This window comes from Bacillus sp. RC242 (assembly GCF_044908245.1).
Classification (GTDB): Bacteria; Bacillota; Bacilli; order Bacillales; family Bacillaceae_G; genus Bacillus_A; species Bacillus_A mycoides.
On record NZ_JBIYCZ010000001.1, the window covers coordinates 243,042 to 267,062 of the forward strand.

Annotated in this window: 26 protein-coding genes and 2 riboswitches; of the genes, 11 read left to right on the forward strand and 15 right to left on the reverse strand. The window is 35.1% G+C overall.

What is annotated here, in order from left to right; translation table 11 throughout:
* Window positions 1-3 precede the first annotated feature (3 nt).
* Genes ABH957_RS01265 through ABH957_RS01275 form a run of 3 tightly spaced genes read right to left on the reverse strand, consistent with a single transcriptional unit; the run spans window position 4 to window position 1,866 of the window.
* Window positions 4-765, reverse strand: coding sequence for a DUF1129 domain-containing protein (locus ABH957_RS01265; protein WP_219303461.1), 762 nt, complete (start codon window positions 763-765; stop codon window positions 4-6).
* A gap of 13 nt (window positions 766-778) precedes the next feature.
* The gene (locus ABH957_RS01270) at window positions 779-1,534 is read right to left on the reverse strand and encodes a DUF1129 domain-containing protein (RefSeq protein ID WP_404453944.1); all 756 of its coding nucleotides are present in this window, start codon (window positions 1,532-1,534) and stop codon (window positions 779-781) included.
* The gene (locus tag ABH957_RS01275; protein WP_002014879.1) at window positions 1,534-1,866 is read right to left on the reverse strand and encodes a PadR family transcriptional regulator; all 333 of its coding nucleotides are present in this window, start codon (window positions 1,864-1,866) and stop codon (window positions 1,534-1,536) included. Before ABH957_RS01275 ends, ABH957_RS01270 begins: the two co-directional genes overlap by 1 nt.
* Before the next feature lie 196 nt (window positions 1,867-2,062).
* Between ABH957_RS01275 and ABH957_RS01280 the strand changes: the two genes are divergently transcribed.
* Window positions 2,063-2,839, forward strand: a complete 777-nt coding sequence (locus ABH957_RS01280; protein ID WP_404444845.1) for a 3-hydroxybutyrate dehydrogenase — start codon at window positions 2,063-2,065, stop codon at window positions 2,837-2,839.
* Between the two features lie 60 nt (window positions 2,840-2,899).
* Here the strand turns inward: ABH957_RS01280 and ABH957_RS01285 are convergent, their stop codons facing one another.
* The 4 genes from ABH957_RS01285 to ABH957_RS01300 all read right to left on the reverse strand — a co-directional run bounded on the left by ABH957_RS01285 (window position 2,900) and on the right by ABH957_RS01300 (window position 6,721).
* Complete coding sequence (locus tag ABH957_RS01285; RefSeq protein ID WP_000393342.1) at window positions 2,900-3,037, reverse strand: YvrJ family protein; 138 nt, start codon at window positions 3,035-3,037, stop codon at window positions 2,900-2,902.
* Between the two features lie 289 nt (window positions 3,038-3,326).
* Complete coding sequence (gene mtnA / locus ABH957_RS01290) at window positions 3,327-4,382, reverse strand: S-methyl-5-thioribose-1-phosphate isomerase (protein ID WP_404444841.1); 1,056 nt, start codon at window positions 4,380-4,382, stop codon at window positions 3,327-3,329.
* Complete coding sequence (gene mtnK, locus ABH957_RS01295; RefSeq protein WP_404510607.1) at window positions 4,379-5,557, reverse strand: S-methyl-5-thioribose kinase; 1,179 nt, start codon at window positions 5,555-5,557, stop codon at window positions 4,379-4,381. Before mtnK ends, mtnA begins: the two co-directional genes overlap by 4 nt.
* Window positions 5,558-5,645: 88 nt before the next feature.
* A riboswitch (SAM riboswitch) is annotated at window positions 5,646-5,786 on the reverse strand.
* A 71-nt stretch (window positions 5,787-5,857) separates the two neighbouring features.
* Entirely contained in the window at window positions 5,858-6,721 is an 864-nt protein-coding gene (locus ABH957_RS01300; protein ID WP_404444835.1) for a carbon-nitrogen family hydrolase, read from the reverse strand.
* 14 nt (window positions 6,722-6,735) lie between these two features.
* Here ABH957_RS01300 and ABH957_RS01305 point away from each other — a divergent pair, with 14 nt between their 5' ends.
* The 6 genes from ABH957_RS01305 (at window position 6,736) to ABH957_RS01330 (ending at window position 11,767) form a co-directional block, all read left to right on the forward strand.
* Complete coding sequence (locus ABH957_RS01305; protein WP_404444832.1) at window positions 6,736-7,926, forward strand: pyridoxal phosphate-dependent aminotransferase; 1,191 nt, start codon at window positions 6,736-6,738, stop codon at window positions 7,924-7,926.
* A gap of 52 nt (window positions 7,927-7,978) precedes the next feature.
* A riboswitch (SAM riboswitch) is annotated at window positions 7,979-8,084 on the forward strand.
* A gap of 64 nt (window positions 8,085-8,148) precedes the next feature.
* Window positions 8,149-9,393: a 2,3-diketo-5-methylthiopentyl-1-phosphate enolase gene (gene mtnW, locus ABH957_RS01310; protein WP_404444829.1), complete on the forward strand. Its 1,245-nt coding sequence runs from the start codon at window positions 8,149-8,151 to the stop codon at window positions 9,391-9,393.
* On the forward strand, window positions 9,390-10,049 hold the full coding sequence (locus tag ABH957_RS01315) for a 2-hydroxy-3-keto-5-methylthiopentenyl-1-phosphate phosphatase (RefSeq protein WP_404444827.1): 660 nt from the start codon (window positions 9,390-9,392) through the stop codon (window positions 10,047-10,049). Before mtnW ends, ABH957_RS01315 begins: the two co-directional genes overlap by 4 nt.
* A complete protein-coding gene (locus tag ABH957_RS01320; RefSeq protein ID WP_242246991.1) occupies window positions 10,046-10,684 on the forward strand; it encodes a methylthioribulose 1-phosphate dehydratase in 639 nt (212 codons plus the stop codon). Before ABH957_RS01315 ends, ABH957_RS01320 begins: the two co-directional genes overlap by 4 nt.
* Window positions 10,662-11,174: a 1,2-dihydroxy-3-keto-5-methylthiopentene dioxygenase gene (locus tag ABH957_RS01325; protein ID WP_002165123.1), complete on the forward strand. Its 513-nt coding sequence runs from the start codon at window positions 10,662-10,664 to the stop codon at window positions 11,172-11,174. Before ABH957_RS01320 ends, ABH957_RS01325 begins: the two co-directional genes overlap by 23 nt.
* A 317-nt stretch (window positions 11,175-11,491) precedes the next feature.
* Window positions 11,492-11,767: a hypothetical protein gene (locus ABH957_RS01330; protein ID WP_002165122.1), complete on the forward strand. Its 276-nt coding sequence runs from the start codon at window positions 11,492-11,494 to the stop codon at window positions 11,765-11,767.
* Between the two features lie 61 nt (window positions 11,768-11,828).
* On the opposite strand, the gene ABH957_RS01335 is transcribed toward ABH957_RS01330, so the two are convergent.
* The 4 genes from ABH957_RS01335 to ABH957_RS01350 all read right to left on the reverse strand — a co-directional run bounded on the left by ABH957_RS01335 (window position 11,829) and on the right by ABH957_RS01350 (window position 15,622).
* Complete coding sequence (locus ABH957_RS01335) at window positions 11,829-12,161, reverse strand: DUF3909 family protein (RefSeq protein ID WP_002014892.1); 333 nt, start codon at window positions 12,159-12,161, stop codon at window positions 11,829-11,831.
* Window positions 12,162-12,166: 5 nt separating this feature from the next.
* Window positions 12,167-13,045, reverse strand: coding sequence for an NAD(P)-dependent oxidoreductase (locus ABH957_RS01340; RefSeq protein WP_078184384.1), 879 nt, complete (start codon window positions 13,043-13,045; stop codon window positions 12,167-12,169).
* A 4-nt stretch (window positions 13,046-13,049) separates the two neighbouring features.
* The gene (locus ABH957_RS01345; RefSeq protein ID WP_219303469.1) at window positions 13,050-14,180 is read right to left on the reverse strand and encodes a serine hydrolase domain-containing protein; all 1,131 of its coding nucleotides are present in this window, start codon (window positions 14,178-14,180) and stop codon (window positions 13,050-13,052) included.
* A gap of 149 nt (window positions 14,181-14,329) precedes the next feature.
* Window positions 14,330-15,622 carry a GGDEF domain-containing protein gene (locus tag ABH957_RS01350; RefSeq protein WP_404444821.1) on the reverse strand — a complete coding sequence of 431 codons (1,293 nt, stop codon included), beginning with the start codon at window positions 15,620-15,622 and terminating at the stop codon, window positions 14,330-14,332.
* A gap of 310 nt (window positions 15,623-15,932) precedes the next feature.
* On the opposite strand from ABH957_RS01350, the gene ABH957_RS01355 reads away from it, so the two are divergent.
* From ABH957_RS01355 to ABH957_RS01365, 3 genes are all read left to right on the forward strand, one after another.
* A complete protein-coding gene (locus ABH957_RS01355; protein WP_404453950.1) occupies window positions 15,933-16,550 on the forward strand; it encodes a nitroreductase family protein in 618 nt (205 codons plus the stop codon).
* Between the two features lie 234 nt (window positions 16,551-16,784).
* Window positions 16,785-17,003, forward strand: a complete 219-nt coding sequence (locus tag ABH957_RS01360) for a hypothetical protein (RefSeq protein ID WP_002088422.1) — start codon at window positions 16,785-16,787, stop codon at window positions 17,001-17,003.
* A gap of 196 nt (window positions 17,004-17,199) precedes the next feature.
* Window positions 17,200-17,562: a DUF3915 family protein gene (locus tag ABH957_RS01365; protein ID WP_002190565.1), complete on the forward strand. Its 363-nt coding sequence runs from the start codon at window positions 17,200-17,202 to the stop codon at window positions 17,560-17,562.
* Window positions 17,563-17,649: 87 nt separating this feature from the next.
* On the opposite strand, the gene ptsP is transcribed toward ABH957_RS01365, so the two are convergent.
* From ptsP to glcT, 4 genes are all read right to left on the reverse strand, one after another.
* Window positions 17,650-19,362 carry a phosphoenolpyruvate--protein phosphotransferase gene (gene ptsP, locus ABH957_RS01370; protein WP_002066976.1) on the reverse strand — a complete coding sequence of 571 codons (1,713 nt, stop codon included), beginning with the start codon at window positions 19,360-19,362 and terminating at the stop codon, window positions 17,650-17,652.
* Complete coding sequence (gene ptsH, locus ABH957_RS01375) at window positions 19,362-19,625, reverse strand: phosphocarrier protein HPr (RefSeq protein ID WP_002033915.1); 264 nt, start codon at window positions 19,623-19,625, stop codon at window positions 19,362-19,364. Before ptsH ends, ptsP begins: the two co-directional genes overlap by 1 nt.
* A 135-nt stretch (window positions 19,626-19,760) precedes the next feature.
* Window positions 19,761-21,824, reverse strand: a complete 2,064-nt coding sequence (gene ptsG / locus ABH957_RS01380) for a PTS glucose transporter subunit IIABC (RefSeq protein WP_404444813.1) — start codon at window positions 21,822-21,824, stop codon at window positions 19,761-19,763.
* A 340-nt stretch (window positions 21,825-22,164) separates the two neighbouring features.
* Window positions 22,165-23,013, reverse strand: a complete 849-nt coding sequence (gene glcT, locus ABH957_RS01385) for a glucose PTS transporter transcription antiterminator GlcT (RefSeq protein ID WP_002033914.1) — start codon at window positions 23,011-23,013, stop codon at window positions 22,165-22,167.
* Between the two features lie 165 nt (window positions 23,014-23,178).
* On the opposite strand from glcT, the gene ABH957_RS01390 reads away from it, so the two are divergent.
* Window positions 23,179-23,997, forward strand: a complete 819-nt coding sequence (locus ABH957_RS01390) for an HAD family hydrolase (protein WP_215551755.1) — start codon at window positions 23,179-23,181, stop codon at window positions 23,995-23,997.
* Window positions 23,998-24,021 lie beyond the last annotated feature (24 nt).

Below are 24,021 nucleotides of genomic sequence, written 5' to 3' on the forward strand. Positions count from 1 at the left end.
CTACTAGTTTACACTTTTTCTCTCTTCAATTTTTAAAGACCATCTCATTAACCCATATATACTTCCATACATAAGTAATATCTTTGCAATTCCCCAAAATACATTTTTTTCTTCTAATCCTTTAAATATAAACATAATCGCTAAAGGAACAATTAGCACCAAAACACCCATCCAACCAAGGACATACACTTCTCCAACGAAAAGTAATAAAAAGATACTTGCTGCTAATATATATGTTTGCATTGTCGACAATTGCAAAATAGGTGTACCGTACCATTTATCAACAAACATCAATAATACTAATAGTAAAATGGGAACCATTACTATTATGTAAATAATCCCGAACTCTACAAATTTATTTTTAAAAGAAGACATTCTAAACGCAACAATGGTTCCAATAATCGTAATGATTAAGACGATAGGATAGCCAATTAACTGTATATTCGTTAGTGTAAATTGCTGATTTGGATTATTAAATAAAATATGAGTTAATATCCAATACCCGCCAATACCAATTATCATCGCAAGAATACTCTTTATACTCCCGCCTTTATCCTTCTCCATCTCTTTCGCTAATTCTTCTGCATATTCTTTTGGCGAATCACCAAATATATCACTTACCGTCTTTCCTTTTTTCTCACCTTCTATTAAATGTAGCTCTGCATCCTCTAGAAAAGCATCTACATCTTCTTCTTTAATTCCCTTCGTAATTAAATACACTTTCGTATCGATTAAAAACTTTTCCCCTTCTTTAGAAACTTGCATTAGAATCCCTCCCTTATTTAACCGTTTCTCTTCTATTCGTCTTCATCATAATTTCAACGAAAATTAAAATAAATAAACTTCCGTATAAACATATAATCTGAAATAACATCGGTATGAGATCTTCTGATGTAAATGTTTGAAACACTAACATAATAGAAAGAGGAATAATTAAATATAAATTTTTAAACCATCCTTCAAAATATATATTTATAACTACCGTGAGGATAAAGATCCCTCCAGCTAATATATAACTTTGGACTAGAGTCAACGTAAACATCGTTGTAGGATATATCACATCTAATATCGTAACTGCTCCTAATAAAAACATTGGCGCAATCATGACTAAAAACCATGTTTTTGTAAAGCTTGTTACAAAGGTCATTTTACGAAGCAGAAAATTAGGACCCATTACAGCTAAAATCAATGTAAAACTATAGCCAATACACTGAATAAGTGAAATCTGTAGAATTCCGTTATTCACTATTAAGATAGAAGCAATAATCCAAAACGATACGACATTCATTACCGTAAAACCAATTTGCTTCCACGTTTCCTGTCTATCCCTTTCCATTACTTTTACAAGTTCATTTGCATATTCTTTCGGTGAGCTTCCGAAAATATCTTCTACACTTTTTCCTTCACCCTCACCTTCTATTAAATGCAACTCTGCATCTTCTAAAAAGCTTTCAATATCGCTTTCTTTCACACTCTTTGCAGTTAAAAATAATCTCATATCTAATAAAAAATTTCGCGCTTCATTTGATAACATTATTTTTTTCTCCCCTTCCCTTCAAGTAGACGCTCTACACTACTTTGCATCGCTTCCCAGCGATCCATAAATTCATCCAGTGCTTCCTCGCCTTTTTCTGTTAATGTATAATATTTTCGCTTTGGGCCAGATGGAGATTCCTTCATTACACTTGTTATTAATCCTTCCTTTTGCATTCGTATTAATAACGGATAAATACTTCCCTCACTCGCCATTGTGAAACCATACTTCGCTAATCTTTCACTCATTTCATAACCGTATATTTCACCTTCAGAAATAATAGCAAGTAAGCATCCTTCTAAAATCCCTTTCAGCATTTGACTTGTCGACATATTTCAAATCCTCCCACTATCTTGTTTTACAAGATAGATAAGCGTAAGTATCTTGCTTTACAAAATAGTATAGCAAACGCTACTTTGCAAAACAAGATAGCTAGCAATATTTTTCCAAATGTTTGCAGGGATTTTATTATCACCTCTCTAAATAGAGCAATAAGAGAACTTTTATTATGAAGGAGTGTTTTTCATCATGGTTACAAATCGAGTTGTCTTTTTAACAGGTGCTGCGAGCGGTATTGGTTATGAAATGGGAAGTGCTTTTGCCAAAGAGGGTGCTAAAGTTGTAATTAGTGATCGTCTTGAAGAACGTGCGAAAGAAGCTGCTGAACAATTGCAAAAAGAAGGCTATCAAGCCATTGGTTTAAAATGTGACGTTACATCTGAAGAAGAAATTACAGCAGCAATTTCTCAAACAGTTACTCACTTCGGCTCATTAGATGTATTAATTAACAACGCAGGAATGCAACATGTTTCACCGATTGAAGATTTTCCAACTGATAAATTCGAGCTTCTTATTAAAATTATGCAAATCGCTCCATTTATCGCCATCAAACATGCTTTTCCGGTTATGAAAAAGCAAAAATATGGTCGTATTATTAATGTTGCTTCGATTAACGGACTTGTTGGATTCGCTGGAAAAGCTGCCTATAATAGCGCGAAACATGGCGTAATTGGATTAACAAAAGTTGCTGCTTTAGAAGGCGCTACTCACGGAATTACTGTTAATGCGCTTTGTCCTGGTTATGTCGATACTCCCCTTGTACGTAATCAATTACAAGATTTAGCCACTACAAGAAATGTACCACTTGAAAATGTTTTAGAAGATGTCATTTATCCTCTTGTACCACAGAAACGTTTGCTACAAGTACAAGAAATTGCTGATTATGCTATGTTTTTAGCAAGTGAAAAAGCAAAAGGCATAACTGGTCAAGCTGTTGTTATCGATGGTGGATATACTGCTCAATAAAAAAATAAAGTTTGCTCTTCGCGAGCAAACTTTATTTTACTTTTTATCGCGAGGATCTTTCTACTTTAGTAATTGTTTAGGGAGTTTCTCAATTGCAACAATCACTCCGTCTAATTTACTTTCAATGCGATGTAGTAAATATAGCGTTACAACAATTGGAAACCCCACATTACCTATCATCCTGATCCACTCTTCCATCTTTCTCTCCTCCCTTCATTACATAAATAAGAGGAAAGGAAGACTTAAGGCATAAAAACAAGCTATTTTTTATTAACTTGTTTTTTAACTACTCGGCCATACATTTCATTTTTCAGCATATAGATTGCTACCATGAAGATACAAATGGTCCTACACCTTGCTACCTTTCTTTGTTTTAAAACGTTGCGCGTGGTAGGAACAGGCGCTGACCGCTCCTATACATAGCCAGTCCCTCTCGACCATTTAAAAACATGCTTTTCCACCATTTTTTTATATAGCGACTGAGCAGTTAGCTTATTTTTTCAAATAATGATGTAATTTCTTGCTTATAATCTCCACGTAAAATACCTTTCTCAGTAATAATCCCCGTAATTAATTCATGCGGTGTTACATCAAATGCAGGGTTAAATACAGGCGTTCCAAGTGGCGCCACTTGTTTCCCAAAAATTTTCGTAACTTCTGTTTCATCTCTTTCTTCAATGACAATTTCAGCACCTGTTTGTTTCGTAGTATCAAATGTAGATAACGGTGCTGCAACGTAAAATGGGATACCGAAATACTTTGCTAATATAGCTAAATTTAATGTTCCTATTTTATTAGCAGTATCACCGTTTTCAACGATTCGATCTGCCCCTACGATAATCGCATTAATTTCTTTCGTTCGAATTGCATGTGCTGCAGTATTATCCGTAATAAGCGTTACATCAATGTCTGCTTGTTTCAATTCCCATGTCGTTAAACGACCACCTTGTAAAACCGGCCTCGTTTCACACGCATACGCATGTAAACGCACACCCTTCTCTTTCCCAATATAAAATGGGGCTAACGCTGTTCCATATCTAGCAGTTGCAATACTTCCAGCGTTACAAATTGTTAAAATTTTATCACCGTCTTTAAAACATGTTAAAGCATGTTCTCCAATACTTCGGCACACCATTTCATCCTCTTGCTGAATATGAAGCGCTTCTTCTTCTAATATTTTTTGAGCTTCTTTTATTGTAGTAATCTCTCGAATAGATTCTCTCATACGATCGATTGCCCAAAATAAATTGACTGCTGTCGGGCGTGATGTTCCTAAATAGTTACAATCTCTATTAAACTTCTTTTGAAACTCATCGATATTTATAGCATCGTATTTCTTTGCCGCAAGCGCCAAACCAAACGCAGCTACAATTCCAATTGCAGGCGCTCCTCGTACTTCTAACATAATGATACTTTTCCATACATCTTCAATATTCGTTAATGTTTTGTATTCAGTGACATGCGGCAACTTTGTTTGATTTAATACTGCAATTGCATCGCCTTTCCAACTTACAGATCTCGGAATAGTAATAATTGTACTCATGCTTTTACGCCTCCAACTGTCTGTTGAAATAATGTTCGAAACAGTTGAATATCAGCACACTTGGCTTCATATTTTATTAGTTCTCTACCTAAGGATAACGCTTGTTTTTTAGCTTGAATTCTTTTTTCTTTATTTGCTATCCCATCTAAATCCGCTACATGAGCTAAACCAATTGTTCTACGAATCAGTTCACATCCCGCAAATCCGACGGCATCAGTAAAGATATTTTGCAAAATAATTGGTAACCATTGTTTTTCTTTCGTATATGCTTCTACACCTTCTCCAATCCATAACTTCGTAAAGTTTTCTACAAAATAACTCCATGTCTTTTCTATATGGAAAAATAGTACACTTCTCTTTTCTTCTTCTCTAGATAAAGCATTTAATAATAGATTTGCAATAAATTGACCGATATCAAATCCAAATGGACCGTACGTTGCAAATTCTGGATCAATCACTTTCGTTTCAGAAGGTGATGAAAAAATACTACCAGTATGTAAATCACCATGAATAAGCGCTTCTTTTCTCGTTAAAAACTTATATTTATATTGTGCTACTTTTAGCTTTAAAGTTTTGTCACTCCAAAGTTCATCAATCACTGACTGTAAATCTGACTCATAATCATTCGTATCGTAATGTCCAAACGGATCCGTAAAAACTAAATCTTCTGTAATTTTACTAAGGTCTGGATTTACAAATGTACCTTCTAGTACCCTTTTCTCTTCTGACTGTAAACCGAAATCTGAAGTATAAAACAAAACATGTGCTAGAAAACGACCGATATGCTGGGATAAAAGTGGATATCCTTCTCCATCTATTAATCCTTTTCTTGTAATTGTTAGTCTTGATAAGTCTTCTATTACTGTAACTGCTAACTCTTCATCATGACTGTACACTACCGGAACATAATCTGGCACATACTTCGCAAAAATTTGTAATGCTTTACTTTCAATCGTCGCTCTTTTTATAGACAGTGGCCAGCTCTTACCAACTACTTTCGCATATGGCAGTGCTTGTTTTATTATAATAGACTTCTCTCCATCATCTAATTTGAACACATAATTTAAATTTCCATCTCCAATTTCATGACAAACTACATTTGCTTTCTTTTCAAAATAACCGTATTCTTTCGCATATTGTATAGCTGTTGTTTCAGTTAATGAATAATATCCCATCGTCTTCTCCTCCTTTTCATTCAGAGGTTTTTCCAAAATAGAAAAACCCCTTTCCACAAAGAAAGAGGTTTGAAGTTTATCTTCTCCCCTCTTATCTGCCAGAAAGTTTACTTTCTGCTGGAATTAGCACCGTGCCTTTTGGCGTCATAAACGCCCCATTTCACAATGGTATTACGGTCGGTTGCTGGGCTTCATCGGGCCAAATCCCTCCACCTGCTCTTGATAAGAGTTGCATATTTTTTTGAATTTTTAACTTTATGATGAAGACTATACCAAGAATAAAAATCACTTGTCAACATTTTATTTATATAATTCTGGACGGCGATCTGCAAAAACTGGGATTCCTTTACGTACCTCTTTAATCTTCTCGAATTTAAGCTCTCCAAATAAAATAGATTCCTCTTCATTTGCCTCTACCACAACTTCACCCCACGGATCGACAATTAAAGAATGACCTGCGAACTCATTATTCGGATCCTTTCCCGCCCTATTACATGCTACAACATAACACTGATTTTCAACTGCTCTTGCTTGTAATAGCAAGCGCCAATGTGCTAAACGAACTAATGGCCATTCTGCTACAACGAATAAAACTTTTGCACCTTTAGCTGTATGAACACGCATCCACTCCGGAAAACGAATATCATAACAAATTGTTCCAGCGCACTCTACATCATCTAGCGTAAATTCACCTGTCTCATTACCAGCAACTAAATATTTATGTTCATCCATAAGCTGAAATAAATGTACTTTACTATATTCATTGACTAGCTGACCTTTATTAGTTACAACATACATTGTATTTGTGACACCTTGCTCTGTTTGCTTTGCTATGGAACCACCAACAATATGTACACCGTATCGCTTCGACCATTCTTTTAGCATTTCTTTCGTTTCTAATCCATCCGTATCTGCAATTTCAGAAAGCCTTGTTAAATCATATCCCGTTGTCCATAGTTCTGGTAAGACGACAACGTCTGGTTTCTCCTTCATCGCTTCGCTTATTTTATTTTTAGCGCTCTCAATATTTTTTTCTACATCTCCAAAAGCAATATCCATTTGAATACATGCGACTTTCATTTTGTCATCCCCATTCTTATTTTTTTCTTTACAAAATACTGGAAAGATTATATCATTTGTCACTAGAATTGTAACAACTTTCAAAAGAGGTGGAAAGTATGAAATTATTTCAACCTTCTGAGATAGTAACATCATTGCCAACACAATTTTTCGCTTCACTTGTTGCAAAAGTTAACAAAGTCGTTGCAGCTGGTCACGATGTTATTAATCTAGGACAAGGTAATCCAGATCAACCAACACCGCAGCATATCGTAAAAGCTTTACAAGATGCTGCCGAAAAGACCATTCATCATAAATATCCGCCATTTCGCGGACATGAAAGCTTAAAAGAAGCCGTGGCAACATTCTATAAACGTGAATACGGCGTAGAATTAAATCCAAAAACTGAAGTTGCTATTTTGTTTGGCGGAAAAGCTGGATTAGTAGAATTACCACTTTGTTTTACAAACCCTGGCGATACCATTCTCGTTCCAGATCCAGGTTATCCAGATTATTTATCCGGAGTTGCTTTAGCAAAAGCGCACTTTGAAACAATGCCGCTTATTGCAGAAAATAATTTTTTACCAGATTATACAAAAATTGATGACTCTATTGCCAAGAAAGCAAAGTTAATGTTTTTAAACTATCCTAATAATCCTACCGGTGCTACAGCATCAAAAGATTTCTTTGATGCAACAATTCATTTTGCTAATAAACATAATATATTAGTTGTTCATGATTTTGCTTACGGTGCTATCGGATTTGATGGTCAAAAGCCCGTTAGTTTCTTGCAAGCAGATGGCGCCAAAGATGCAGGAATTGAAATTTATACATTATCAAAAACTTTCAATATGGCTGGATGGCGTATTGCTTTTGCAGTAGGGAATGAAAGTGTCATCGAAACAATTAACTTATTGCAAGATCATATGTATGTTAGTATTTTTGGTGCAGTTCAAGATGCTGCCCGCGAAGCACTATTAGGCTCGCAGTCTTGTGTGGTAGAACTTGTTAATAGTTATGAATCTCGAAGAAATGCTCTTATTAAAGCTTGTCACTCGATTGGTTGGAATGTAAATATTCCAACCGGATCATTCTTTGCATGGCTTCCTGTACCAGAAGGCTATACATCTGAGCAATTTTCTGATATTTTGCTAGAAAAAGCACATGTCGCTGTTGCCCCTGGTATTGGATTTGGTGAGCACGGCGAAGGGTATGTTCGTGTTGGTCTCTTACATACAGAAGATCGATTACGAGAAGCAATTAATCGAATTGATAAATTAAATTTTTTCAAAAAGTCATTGACAACATAAAAAAAATCTGACAAAATTCAGTTATCTTAAAAATTTAAACATTTCTAAATACTTCTTATCAAGAGCAGGTGGAGGGACGAGCCCGACGAAACCCGGCAACCGATCTACAATTGTAGACACGGTGCTAATTCTCGCAGCGTTACGCTGACAGATAAGGAGCTGGTTGTAAAAAAACCTCTCCTTAGCTGAGAGGTTTTTTTATTTAACTAGGAGGGTATAACAATGAGCGGAATTATAGCGACGTATTTAATCCATGATGATTCACATAACTTAGAAAAAAGGGCCGAGCAAATTGCACTCGGTTTAACAATTGGCTCTTGGACTCATTTGCCACACTTATTGCAAGAGCAACTAAAACAGCATAAAGGTAACGTCATCCATGTTGAGGAATTAGCTGAACAAGAACATACCAATTTGTATTTACGTAAAAAAGTAAAGCGCGGGATTATTAAAATCGAATATCCGTTATTAAACTTCAGTCCAGATTTACCAGCGATTTTAACAACTACATTCGGAAAGCTATCACTTGATGGCGAAGTGAAATTAATTGACTTAACATTTTCAGACTACTTAAAACAGTATTTCCCTGGTCCAAAATTCGGGATAGATGGTATTCGAAATCTTTTACAAGTGCATGATCGTCCCCTTTTAATGAGTATTTTTAAAGGCATGATTGGACGAAATATTGGGTATTTGAAAACGCAATTACGCGATCAAGCAAGTGGTGGTGTAGATATAGTAAAAGATGATGAAATATTATTTGAGAATACATTAACACCACTTACGAAACGCATTGTATCTGGAAAAGAAGTTTTACAATCAGTATATGAAACATACGGACATAAAACGTTATATGCCGTAAATTTAACAGGACGAACTTTTGATTTAAAAGAAAATGCGAAACGCGCAGTGCAAGCTGGGGCTGATATTCTATTATTTAACGTATTTGCTTACGGACTAGATGTACTACAATCACTTGCAGAAGATGATGAAATCCCAGTTCCCATTATGGCACACCCTGCTGTAAGTGGTGCTTATTCCGCATCGAAGTTATATGGAATCTCGTCTCCATTATTACTTGGAAAGCTACTTCGCTATGCTGGGGCTGACTTTTCATTATTCCCATCTCCATACGGAAGTGTTGCGTTAGAAAAAGAAGAAGCTCTCAACATTTCAAAACATTTAACTGAAGACGATGCATTTTTCAAGAAAAGTTTTGCTGTTCCATCTGCTGGTATTCACCCTGGTTTCGTTCCCTTTATTCTACGAGATTTTGGCAAAGGTGTTGTTATTAATGCTGGCGGTGGGATACACGGACATCCGAATGGGGCGCAGGGCGGTGGTAAAGCTTTCCGTACTGCAATTGATGCTACTTTACAAAATAAACCACTCCATGAGGTAGATGAAGTGAATTTACATAGCGCATTACAAATATGGGGAAATCCCTCACATGAGGTGAAATTATGAGTATTCAAGTGTTTTGTGATTTCGATGGCACGATTACGAATAATGATAACATTATGTCCATTATGGAAAAGTTCGCACCACCAGAAGCAGAGGAAATAAAGCAAAAAATTTTATCTCAAGAACTTTCTATTCAAGAAGGTGTTTCTCAATTATTCCGATTAATACCTATTAATCTACACGATGATATTATTCAGTATTTACAAGAAACTGCTGAAATCCGTACAGGTTTTCATGAATTCATACAATTTATTAATGAAAATAACATTTCTTTTTATGTTATATCAGGTGGAATGGATTTCTTCGTCTATCCACTCTTACAAGGAATCATTCCAAAAGAGCAAATTTACTGTAATGCAACTAACTTTTCAGGAGAATTTGTTGAAGTTAAATGGCCGCACCCTTGTGACGAGCAATGTCAGCATAGTTGCGGTCTCTGTAAATCGTCATTAATTCGTAAACTAAGCTCTAAAGATGATTTTCATATTGTGATAGGAGATTCCATTACTGATTTACAAGCAGCAAAACAAGCAGATAAAGTATTCGCCCGTGACTTCCTTATTACAAAATGTGAAGAAAATCATATTGCTTATACATCCTTTAACACATTTCACGATATTCAAGTCGAATTACAACATTTGTTGGAGGTGAAATCATGAAACAACTTTTTCGTCAATGGTATGACTTAAGTGAAATAAAAAAAGAATTAACAACTCGGAATTGGTTTCCAGCAACGAGTGGAAATATTTCTATAAAAGTCAGTCATGATCCACTTACTTTTCTTATTACAGCAAGTGGTAAAGATAAAACAAAAACTACTCCAGATGATTTTCTATTAGTAGATCATCTAGGGGTTCCCGTATTAGAGACTGAATTACGCCCTTCAGCAGAAACAATATTGCATACACATATTTATAACAATACGAATGCCGGGTGCGTACTTCATGTTCATACAACTGATAATAATGTCATCACAAATTTATATAGTGATGCAGTCACCCTTCAAAATCAAGAAATTATTAAAGCTCTCGATATTTGGGAAGAAGGTGCAACGATTAACATTCCTATTATCGAAAATGATGCCCATATCCCAACGCTTGGAGAAAACTTCCGAAAGCATATACAAGGAGATTCGGGAGCAGTATTAATCCGTAACCATGGTATTACCGTATGGGGCCGAGATAGCTTTGATGCAAAGAAAAGATTAGAAGCTTATGAGTTTTTATTCCAATTTCATATAAAACTATTATCAATTCAAGGAGGCGTTTCTAATGGCGCAAATTCGTATTCATGAAGTAAATACTCGTATCGAAAATGAAGTGGAAGTATCTAAATTTCTACAAGAGGAAGGCGTTTTATATGAGAAATGGAACATCTCTAAGCTTCCTACTCATTTAAATGAAAATTATTCGTTAGCAGATGAAAACAAGGCTGAAATATTAGCTGTGTTTTCAAAAGAAATCGCTGATGTTTCAGCGCGCCGAGGTTATAAAGCTCATGATGTAATTTCACTTTCAAATGGCACACCTAACCTTGACGAATTATTAATTAATTTCCAAAAAGAACACCATCATACTGACGATGAAGTTCGCTTTATTGTCAGCGGTCATGGCATCTTCGCTATTGAAGGAAAAGATGGTCGATTCTTTGACGTTGAACTTGAGCCTGGTGATCTTATATCTGTACCTGAAAATGCAAGACATTATTTTACCTTACAAGATGATCGCCAAGTTGTAGCTATTCGTATTTTTGTTACAACAGAAGGTTGGGTTCCAATCTATTAAGGTAGCTAGTTGAATAAAAGATTGGAACCCCTTTTCCAATCTTTTATTCACTCTACATATATACATCCTCCTATGGAACAGGCTTATTTCATAACATTGAAGTAAGCCTGATTTTTTATTTATTAAAATAATATGTCCCTTTCGTTTATTCAAATCAAATATCTCAAATCACGCTTCCATTTTATCAAGTATATTTCGGAACACTTTTTGAACATTTATTGAACTTTTTTTGAATTTTTTCTGAAAATTCTGTTTTGTTTATGATATACTACAACTAATAAGAAGGAAAAGAATATTGCAAGCAGAGGGGGATAATCATGAGTTTACTTATCGCACTTATACTAGGGGTTTCATGCGGAGCTATTCCTGTCATTTTAGGAGCTATTATGGAAGAATTAGAAGTTGGTGTTTTAGGTTTTGTCGCATCTTGTGTAAGCGCTTTATTTTTCGGTTTGTACGGTGCTATTCCTATTTCTATCCTGTGCGCATTTTATATAGTACGCCATGCTCGTGCGAAACAGTTTGGTCCTAATCACATTGCACAAGTTATTCCATTCCCAATTGAACGATGCCGCCGAGCTTCCAGCCTATAAATTATCCAACTTAAATATTATGCCTGCCTAAATAAATAAAAAGTCCTCAAATGAGGACTTTTTATTTATTTTCTTCTAGAAATTGAAACAATTCTTGCAAATGAAGTGCATCTTCACTGTAGCTAACGGATACATGACATGTCCCTTCAATCTCAGCATGCATATAAAGGACAATTCCATCCCGATCATATTTCAATGCCAAATAAAACTCCATTTCCTCTAACATCTTTTTCGAGCTTCGGATAACATAATGCCCTTTCTCATCTCTTCCATATTCAAAATCTGGTCCAAAATCGTATTTTTGTTTAAAAGCTTCTTTTTGCTTATCATTAATCTGTACACAAGTTGCTCGCTGCACAGCATCAATCATCTCGTCAAACTTTTGGAGATCCATTCCATTTACCCCCTTATATACTTTTTGTATAATACTTGTGTTCCGCTATTCTCTTTTCCATCTGCGATTAGCTCTTCATACAATTCCTTCGCTAGGGTTAAACCCGGTACTGGTAATTGTAATTTTTCAGCTTCATCTAAAGCAATCTTCATATCTTTCATAAAATGCTTTACATAAAAGCCAGGTTCAAAATCTCCTTTTAACATTCGAGGAGCTAAATTACTTAATGACCAGCTACCTGCTGCTCCTGTCGAAATACTCTCTAATACTTTATCTGCATTAAGTCCAGCCTTTTTCGCATATGCTACCGCTTCACATACTCCTATCATGTTAGAAGCAATTGCTATTTGATTGCACATTTTTGTATGTTGTCCACTCCCAGCAGGGCCTTGCAACTGAATATTTGTTCCTAGTTTTTCAAATAGAGGTAAGCAAATATCATATATTCTGTTCTCTCCACCGACCATAATTGCTAGTCTTGCTTCTTTAGCCCCAATGTCCCCGCCAGATACTGGTGCATCTAATGTATATATATTCTTGCTTTTCGCAACTTCATTAATACGTTTTGCCAATGTTGGTGTAGATGTTGTAAAGTCAATTGCTATCGTACCTTCATTTGCATGTTCTAAAATTCCATCTACCCCAAAGTACACTTCTTCTACATCATGAGGATAACCAACCATCGTCATAACAACATCAACTTGCTTTACTAACGCTTTCGGTGTATCACACCAAGTCGCACCCTCTTGCACTAAAGAATCCGCTTTTTCTTTCGTTCTATTATATACATATACTTTATAACCACTTTGCATTAAATGGTTAACCATACTTTTTCCCATTACACCAATACCAATGAAACCTATTGATAAATTTTTATTTTCCATCTTCTCATCCCCTTTGTTCTAATAAATCATTTACCATCTTTCGGAACTCTTTATTAAAATCATCATCCATACTATTTTTCACATTTGAAAATAAAATAACAAAAGTTCCTTTTTCTTTATTAAAATTATTGAAAGTGTTCCAACCAGATAGTACACCATGGTTATGGAAATAATCTGGATATATGTAAAAGCTAAATGCATATTTTCTTTCTTGTGAAGGTGTAAACATCGCTTGTATACTTTGTTCAGAAAGAAGCTTTCCATTTATAATCGCTTCATCTAATTTTTTCATATCCCCTACTGTCGTATACATCTCACCCGATCCATATAACCAGTCCATTCCTAATTTTTGTGCTGGTACAAGATCTTGGTCTTTCTTCACATAACCCTTCGTGAAGTTTTTATCTCCAGGCACCATATTTCCCATACCTGATTCATGCATCTCGGCCTTTGTAAATATATTTTCTTTTACATAGTCTCCTAAAGGCTTTTTCGTTATATTTTCTATAATATAAGCGAGCACCATATAATTATAATCCGTATACTTCCAACCTGTTCCTGGTGGAAACTCTAATTTTTGACTTCCAATCCAAGTTACTAAATTTATACGTGAAGCTACATTAACCTTCCCTTTCCCATTTTCCGGTAAACCAGATGTATGCGTTAATAAGTGATATAACGTGATGTGTTTATCTGCTGGAAATGAAGGAATGTATTTATTTACATTATCTTGGATATTTAACTTCCCTTGTTCTTGTAACTGTAGAATGGATGTAGCAACAACTGTTTTCGTAATAGAACCGATACGATATTTTGTTTGAGGCGTATTTTCTATTTTATTTTGAACATCAGCATATCCATATCCTTTATTCAATATAACATGCTCTTTATCTGTCACCAAAACTGTCCCATTAAATTGCTTTCCTACTAAATACTGATCTAACTTTTGAGATATACTAGCATAATCAATTTTTTGTACTTCTTCTATATTATCCTGTACCTCTGACTCAATAGCAGGAGTTACCTTTGTTGTTAATACTGCTTGTTCCTTTGAATCGGGACTATAGAGAAAATAGTATACTCCGCCGCAAACTACAGCAGACAGTGAAGCCATAACCATTATTTTTTTTATCATATTGTTCCTCCGTAATTACTTCATGTGAACTACCCACCACTTAGTCTCTCTTGCGAGCTTACTTGAAGTGGGAGCTTATCGGTTAAGATGGTCCCCCATATTCTATTATCAAGTAATAAAAAAAAATCGCAACAATTTGTTGCGAAAAATCACATTTTTTCTTTTCTATATATACATACTTGATTTTTCCCATTTTTTTTCGCTTCATATAACGCAATATCCGCTCTTTGCATTAACTCTTCTCTTGTAATCCCTTGCTCATATAACGCAACTCCAAAACTCGCTGTTAATTTCGAAATTCCAGAGAAATGCTTTGTTTCAATGAAAAATCGCAATGATTCCGCAACTTGAAACGCTTCTTTTTCTACCGTATTTGTCACTAATATTATAAATTCCTCTCCTCCCCATCTTGCAAATACATGTTGATCTTCAACTTTAGATTTCATAAGATCTGCAAGTTGTACTAATGCTAAATCGCCAAAATCATGACCATATGTGTCATTTACTGATTTAAAATTATCTATATCAAACAAAATAAGTGCTAATTTTTCATCGTTACGTATTGCATTGTCCCACTCTACCTCTAGTATTTGTTGGAACTTCAAACGATTATAAACCTCTGTCAATGAATCTATCATAGCAAGTCTTTCTTGCTCTTGATAGATTTCGTCTAATTCTGTAATCTCTGTGCATTTTACTATAAATCGCGATAAATCTTCTGGTAATGGTGTCGCACGTAATAGAAAAGTAAATGCTTCTCCTTCATAATTGTACATTTTAATTCTTCTTCCATTTGATAAAGTATCATCCAGCCATGTTATATCGTGAGTCGTCGAATAATATCCGTTCTCTCTAATAAGATGTTCTGCAAACACTAAATGTTGTTCACGATACGTAAATAAATTATCATGTCCGAAGAATTGTAAAAAATTCGTATTACAATCAACAATCTCATCATCTTCTACTATAAATAATAAATCATTTTGAAAATCAAACATCGTTTGAAGCAATTCTTGTTGTAAACCTACTTGCCGCACTAAAGTAAGTTGATATAAACTCTTATTCACTTCCTCTAGTACCACTTGTGGAGTTACTGGTGCTATAACAATATTACGTATTCCTAACAGTAGTAAATCTGCAAACTCATTGTTTATCTGTTGATCCCAAATGATAATGAATGTACTCCGTGAATCATATATATTCTTTATATATTTTATTTGAGCAAAATCTGTTACATACATAATTACAATATGTGGTCTAGTTCTATGAAACAATATTTCTCCTTCTTCAAAACTATTTGCTATAAACATACATTTTGGATGGACGTTTTCTATCGTTTGTTGATGTGTACATCCATCTTCTATATAAAGGACATTCAACTGAAGATCTTGTAATACATTTTGGAAAACAGTATTCTCTAATAAAAAATGTAGTATGTTCATCACTGGTCTTCACTCACTTCATATATCTTGTTTTACTGAATTCCTCACAATCATTTTATAAAGAATTGTGAGGAACTCATATTAACAAGCTAATTGAGAATGTTATCTTCGCTTATCTGCTCTGGAAATTCCTTTTTTAGTGTATGATTATATGAATTGTATCGTTTGTATGAATGCCCTGCCTTACTATTTAAAACTTGACAATTAAAATAAAGGTATTATATTCTTAAATTCAATAACTTACAAAATGTAAGTAGAGTATATTACATTTATTTTATATTAAGTTGATATGTAATTTGGAGGATATATAATGAAAAACAATGACTTTTTTAACGTTTTATATGAACGCACATCTACACGTGCATTCAACCCTGAAAAAGAAATTTCATCTACAGAGTTACATGAAATTTTAAAAGCAGCTGCGCAAGCACCTTCTGCTTGGAACTTGCAACACTGGAAATTCCTTGTTTTCCAAGGCGAAGATGTACAAAAACGATTACACCCAATTGCTTATAACCAACAACAAATTCTTGACGCTTCTGCCGTAGTCGCTATTTTAGGTGATTTAGAAGCATATAAAAATGTTGAACCTGTTTACGGTCCAATTGTAGAACAAGGATTTATGAAAGCAGACGCAAAAGAGCGCTTAGCTAAAAATATTGAATCTGCATATACTCGTGAGCAATACCCACGAGATGCTGCCTTTTCAAATGCTGCTTTAGCAGCAATGCAACTTATGCTTGCTGCTAAAGCAACTGGCTGGGATACTTGCGCAATTGGTGGTTTCAACCCACAAGCACTAATGGAAGAATTTAATGTTTCATCTCGTTACGTACCAATTATGCTTATTACAATTGGTGAATCAACTTTAAAAGGTCACCCTGCACCGCGCATGAGCGTAGAACAAGTAAGTGAATGGGCGAAATAATAAAAACGAAGGTAATTTCATTACCTTCGTTTTTTTATATTCTGTCACACATCCGTAATATTACAATGTATTATTCGACATCTACACATAGAGAAATTGTAATTTTTACGCTATCACCATAAACAAATATGGCGTTTTGTGTCGAAATTTGTTAAAGCATTGAAATATAACCGTGTATTTTTGTTACAATTGTGATACAATGATAACAAATAGATAACAAGAGAGGGATTTTCATTGAGTTCATACGGAAGCTTTATCGCACTTTTGAGTTACATAGTAACTGTACTACTGCTATATTTTATTGGCGATGCTGCAAACATATCAGTGTTACAATTCCCTAAAGAAGAAGCGTTACAATTAGAAGCAGAAAAACACACTGCACGATCCATTGCACCACTACTCCTAGCTCTTCCTGTATATATCATCGTTTTATATAAAAGTAAAAAAGTGTAAAGGCTACCTATTTCATTCATTTCGGTGGTCTTTACATTTTTTTGTGACATTTCCCCTATTTTAAACATCATTCCATACTAAATACCCATCTAGTCATTTAAAATGAGAAAATCCCCTAGAAAAATTTCCATTATCTGTCCAGTCACGAACTACCGAACTTACATAGATTATAAGTGTGAAGGGGGTGATGAGGATTATGTTTGGATCATTTGGATGCTGTGATAACTTTAGAGACTGTCATCATCATGAAAGAGAGCACAACCATCGTGAGAAAGAGAGAGAAGAAATTAGACCACAACGACATGCTGTATGTAACGTACTTGCAAATCTTTCTATAGGCACTGAAATTTCACTTCTTAAACTAAAAGGAAATGGAACATTCCGCAATTTAGTTTTTGAGGGGTTCTGTAACGGTATTGCTCTATTCTCTGCATTAAGAAGAGATAACGACGACAAAGACAACAACAAAGATGATAAGAATGGAAACAATCGTAATGACGATAGATTTGAAGGGATTTTACGTGTTTGCCCAGAAGATGTTATCGCAATTGCTCTTTAAGAGAAGTTTAATTAATAAAATCACCTAAGGTATATGTAACAAAAAAACCTGAGATCGATTTCGAATCGATCTCAGGTTTTTTTACTATTATATGCTTTTAACTAATTCAACAACTTCTTCAGCAGTTGACATTGTTAATGCTTTCTCTGCTAATGTTTCCATTTCTGCTTTTGACAACTTGCTTAGTTGTGTTCTTGCAGGAAGAATAGATGTTGCACTCATACTGAACTCATCTAAACCTAAGCCTAATAATAATGGGATAGCAAGTGAATCTCCCGCCATCTCACCACACATACCAGCCCATTTGCCTTCTTTATGAGCAGCATCGATAACCATTTTTACAAGACGTAAAATAGATGGGTTATATGGTTGGTATAAGTAAGCTACACGTTCGTTCATACGGTCTGCAGCCATTGTGTATTGGATTAAGTCATTTGTTCCGATAGAGAAGAAATCAACTTCTTTTGCGAACTGATCTGCTAATACCGCTGAAGCTGGAATTTCAACCATCATACCAACTTCAATAGAATCAGAAACAGTTGTGCCCGCTTGAACAAGTCTTTCTTTCTCTTCTAATAAGATTGCTTTCGCTTGACGGAACTCATCAAGAGTTGCAATCATTGGGAACATAATTTTTAAGTTACCGTATACGCTAGCACGAAGTAATGCACGAAGTTGTGTACGGAACACATCTTGCTCATCAAGACATAAGCGAATTGCACGGTATCCTAAGAATGGGTTCATTTCTTTTGGTAAATGTAAGTATGGAAGTTCTTTATCTCCACCGATGTCAAGTGTACGAACAACGACTGGTTGATCTTCTTTTACACCTTCAAGAACTGCTTTATACGCTTCGAACTGCTCTTCTTCTGTTGGAAGATTGTCACGGCCCATGTATAAGAATTCTGTACGGTATAAACCAACGCCTTCTCCGCCATTATCGATAATACCTTGTACATCATTTGGTGTTCCAATATTAGCAACAAGCTCAACGTGATGTCCATCACTTGTTACAGTTGCTTGGTCTTTTAATTTTGCCCATACAACTTTTTGCTCTTCAAATTTCGCTTTCTTTTCTTCAAAAGAACGAAGAGTTTCTTCAGATGGGTTTACAATTACTTCTCCATCTAAACCGTCAATGATTACGATATCGCCGTTTTGGATTTTCTCCATAACAACTTTCGTACCAACAACAGCTGGAATTTCCATAGAACGAGCCATAATTGCAGAGTGAGATGTACGTCCACCGATATCAGTTGTGAAACCTTTTGCATACTTACGGTTTAACTGAGCTGTATCAGATGGTGTTAAATCTTCAGCAATGATGATTACTTCTTCAGAAATTGTACCAGGGTTTGAGAAGTTAATTCCTAGTAAATGTGCAAGAACACGTTTTGTTACATCGCGAATATCCGCAGCACGTTCTTTCATGTATTCGTTATCCATGTTTTCAAACATAGAAATAAACATTGATGCAACTTCATCCATTGCAAATTCAGCATTTACTTTTTCGCCATTTACTTTATCTTTTACTGGATTTACTAATTCTGGATCATTTAATACTAATAAATGTGCTTCAAAGATAGCAGCTTTATCAGCACCTAGCTCAGCAAAAGCATGGTCCTTAATAGCTTCTAGTTCAGATTTTGCTTTCTCAAGCGCAGCGTCTAAGCGTGCAATTTCAGCAGCTTCGTCTGTAATTGATTTCTTTTCAATGTTAAATTCAGGATTCTCAAGTCTGAAAGCCTTTGCAATAGCAATCCCACTTGATGCAGCGATCCCTTGAATGTTAAGAGTCATTATTCTCCTAATCCTTCGTTTTTCATAGTTTCTTCGATAGCTGCTAGTGCTTGAGCTGCATCATCACCATTTGCAGTGACCTTAATTTCCGCGCCTTGTTGAATTCCTAAAGACATAACACCCATGATTGATTTTAAGTTAACGTTTTTTCCGTTATACTCTAAGTTAATGTCAGAACCAAATTTGCTTGCAGTGTTTACAAGTAGAGTTGCTGGACGAGCATGAATTCCTGAGTCGCTAGTTACTTTAAAGATTTTTTCCATGATAATTTATCTCCTTCAAATACAGTATTTTTTTAGTTGTATAGACGTGAGTACTACATCATCTATTGTATATAATAGGCGATGTTCGGTCAACCACATCGCCTATTATAATTATAAACATTTTGCGTCAAATTCCTACTGGATGTCAATAATAGCGTTTTCGCCCTTCTTAACATTTCCATCTTTTTTCAATTCGACTTGTTGTCCTTGTTGTAAATTCGTAAAGACGATTGGTGTAATAATAGATGGTGCATTTTCTTTTACAAATGCCAGATCTACTTTTAATAATGGTTGTCCTTGCTTCACTTTATCACCTTGTGCTACAAGCGCTTCAAAGCCTTCACCATTTAATTTTACAGTATCAATACCGAAGTGGATTAAAATTTCTTTTCCGCCTTCAGACTGAATACCAATCGCATGTTTTGTAGGGAATACATTTACAATCTCACCATTAACCGGAGAAACTACTGTTCCTTCTGTTGGCTCAATCGCAAATCCATCTCCCATCATTTTCCCTGAGAATACTTGGTCAGGTACTTCTGTAATCGGTAAGATTTTCCCTTCAATTGGTGAAACGATTGTTTCATTTTCATCAACCTGTTGAGGAGCTTCTTCCACTTTTACAGGCGCTTCTTTTTCAACATGAGGTGTACGACCTGACATAATATCATGAATTTGTGATTTTAATGTGTCAGATTTCGGTCCGAAAATAGCTTGAATGTTATTTCCAACTTCAAGTACACCGGCTGCTCCAAGCTCTTTTAAGCGGTCTTTATTTACATTTTTTTGTTCGTTAACTTGAACGCGTAAACGAGTAATACAAGCATCTAACGAAGTAATGTTTTCTTTACCACCAAGTGCTACTAATACTTCACGTGGAAGTTCTCCTGCTTCTGTTTTCCCTGCGCCTTCATTAGCATTCGCTACTTCACGACCAGGTGTTTTTAAGTTCCATTTACGGATTGCGAAACGGAATCCGAAGTAGTAAATAACTGCTAGTACAAGACCAACAATAATTACCCACCACCATGCCGTACGACCTGGTAGTACACCGAATAATATGAAGTCAATTAAACCACCAGAGAATGTCATACCAATTTTAACACCTAAAATTTGCATTGTCATAAATGATAGACCAGCGAATACTGCATGAATTCCGAATAATACTGGTGCTACGAATAAGAATGAAAATTCAAGCGGTTCTGTAATACCTGTTAAGAAAGATGTTAATGCAGCAGATCCTAAAATACCAGCTGCTAATTTTTTATTTTCCGGACGTGCTTCATGGTACATTGCTAAAGCTGCTGCTGGAAGACCGAACATCATGAACGGATACTTACCAGTTGTAAATGTACCTGCTGTTAATTCTACGCCGTCTTTTAACTGTGCCATAAAGATTTTTTGGTCACCACGGATTAATTCGCCAGCTGCATTTGTATACTGACCGAATTCGAACCAGAATGGTGAATAGAAAATATGATGTAATCCAAATGGAATTAATGAACGTTCGATTAAACCGAATATAAATGCTGCTATCGTTCTATTTGCATCAATCATTTGATGTGAGAACGTATTTAAGCCACCCTGAATGTATGGCCAAATGAAGCACATGATAATACCTACCACTAAAGAGAATGTTGCAGTTGCGATTGGTACGAAACGCTTACCTGCAAAGAAACCTAAGTATGATGGTAATTCAATGTTGAAGTATTTATTATAACAATATGCCGCTACTATCCCGACGATAATACCACCAAACACTCCTGTTTGCAGCGTTGGAATTCCTAATACGTTTGCATATGCTGGATCTGAAAATCCAATTTTTACTGGATCTGTTCCAGTGCTTGTTACTTTCACTAGTTTATCTACTTCTAAGAACACACTCATCGTTTTGTTCATAATTAAGTATCCGACGAACGCTGCTAAACCAGCTACTCCGTCTCCACCAGCTAAACCGATTGCTACCCCAACTGCGAATAATAGCGCAAGGTTAGCGAAAATAATATCGCCAGATTGTTCCATAATTTTTGCAACCATTACGAACCAATCTGCTTTTAAAGCAGGGATAACATTTGTTAGTTGTGGATTTTGAAATGCATTACCAAATCCAAGTAAAATACCTGCTGCCGGTAAAATCGCTACTGGAAGCATAAGCGCTTTTCCGACTTTTTGAAGAACACCAAAGATCTTCTTAAACATGGAAACCCTTCCTCTCTTATCTATATTGATACTTTTCGACAAACGCCAAAAAGGCATGAGGAAAAAAAAGATAGAACGATAGCTATACAAAGGGTAGTATGTCCCTTTCTTTAGCTTACATTCCCAACTTTTCTCCACTCATGCCTGATCGAATCAGTAACACGTGTCAAAAATAGGATTACGTATAAGTTCACTATAATTAAAGCAAACGTTTTCGTTATTTACCTTAATGTGTTTGTCGAATTTTGTATAACTTTGCAATAGTTATTATACATAACTATTGTAAGCGATTCAATCATTTTTTTTAACGTTTTCATTTTAGACAAAAATATATGTCTTTTTACACATGTTCTGCTTTCACTAATCGTTGTAAATGCATCGTTAAATAAATACTCTCCGCTTCATAAACCGGAAGTTGTAATTCGTTCTGCATTACTTTGACTAGCTTCCATGCCAAATTATAACAAACTGGATATTCTAATTTTAATAAATCAGCAAAACTTTGTGCTTCTTCTACTTTTTCTCCTTTTTTCACCCGTTCAATAGCATATTGCAAATGGCGAATAAGGCGTAAATAATGAATGCTTTCTTGGTCTAATGTAATTTGTAGGTTTGTCTCAATTAAAGACACAAGTTGTGCAATAAGACGAGAATTTTGATTAACAGAAGATAAATCAGAGTTTGTAAGCGAGCTATAAATATGGAGTGCGATAAAGCCAACTTCTCCTTCTGGCAATGTAATTTGCAAACGAGAATTTAAAAGTTTCACAACTCCTTCAGCAATTTCATATTCCTCTGGATATAGCATTTTCGTTTCAACTAAAAAAGGATTATCTATTGTAAGTCCTTGTTTCAGCCTTTTAATTGCAAAAGAAATATGATCTGTTAAAGCGATATGAATATGTTCATTTAATGGAGACTCCGCTTTTTCTTGAATGTATAACATAATATCATTCATCAATTCAATTAGCTTTTCACTCACATGCGGCACTAAAAGTTTGTATTGTTCTCGATCACGTTCATTTTTTAAAACAAACATTTTCTCAATTTGTTCTTGCTCCAACACATCTTCAGCCTTTTTTCCAAATCCAATTCCTTTACCGATCACTACTACTTCCTCGTGTTCAGGATGGCTAGCAATGATGACATTATTATTTAAAACTTTTTTAATTTCTAGATAATTACTCATATAACACCACCCTCGTACTTAAATAGCCTACTTTTATGTTACAGAACATTCTTCTTTGTCGTCAATGTAAAACATCTACCATTTGATAAAAATTCATTTTTTAGACATGTTTGTATATGATGCGTATAATGTAAGAGCAACTGTACATAGAAAGGAGATAGCAACATGATTAAAATGTTTGTAAGTGATATTGACGGTACAATGATGCAGCATGGAGGTCTGATTGATGAACAGGATGTTGCGGCACTTCGCAGTCTTGCTCAGCAAAATGTTATTCTTTGCTTCGCTTCTGGACGACTTGATAATGAAATCGCAGACTTAATGAAAGCTGTAAATACAAATTTCCATCGTATTAGTGTAAATGGTGTGTTTGTATACACTAATGAAAATAAGCAACTATTATCCGCAAATTTTGATTCCAGCATTCTTCCTGATTTACTAGCTATGACAAATCAAGACCCTTATTTCCGTTATGTAAGTGATGAGCATAATTACTATATTGAAGAAAAGACACCTTTTATTCATGAACTCGAAAAACAAGTAGCAATGACTTCTGTTGAAGAACCAAATTTATTACAGAAAATCGATGATACAATTTTTCCAAATAAAATTTCTATCGGTGGAACAAAAGAAAACTTACAACTCCTTCAAAAAAAGATCGATGAAAAATTCCATGGAAAAGTTAGTACTTTCATTTCAGCTGAACAATGTTTAGATGTAATGCCACCAAATATTAGTAAAGGTTCTGCTATTTCTGTTTTATTACAAGAGTTTCAAATACAACCAGAGGAGGTTGCATGCATAGGGGATTCTTACAATGATATTCCAATGTTTTCCTTAACTCCTCATAGTTTTGCTATGTCTCAAGCTGATGATGCGGTAAAAGAGCACGCTCACTATGTAGTAGATGCTGTCAAAGATGCCGTTAACCAAGTACTTGTTTATAATGAAGAAGCAAATAAAAATACGACTCGATCCTTATAAGGATGAGTCGTATTTTTATTTCTT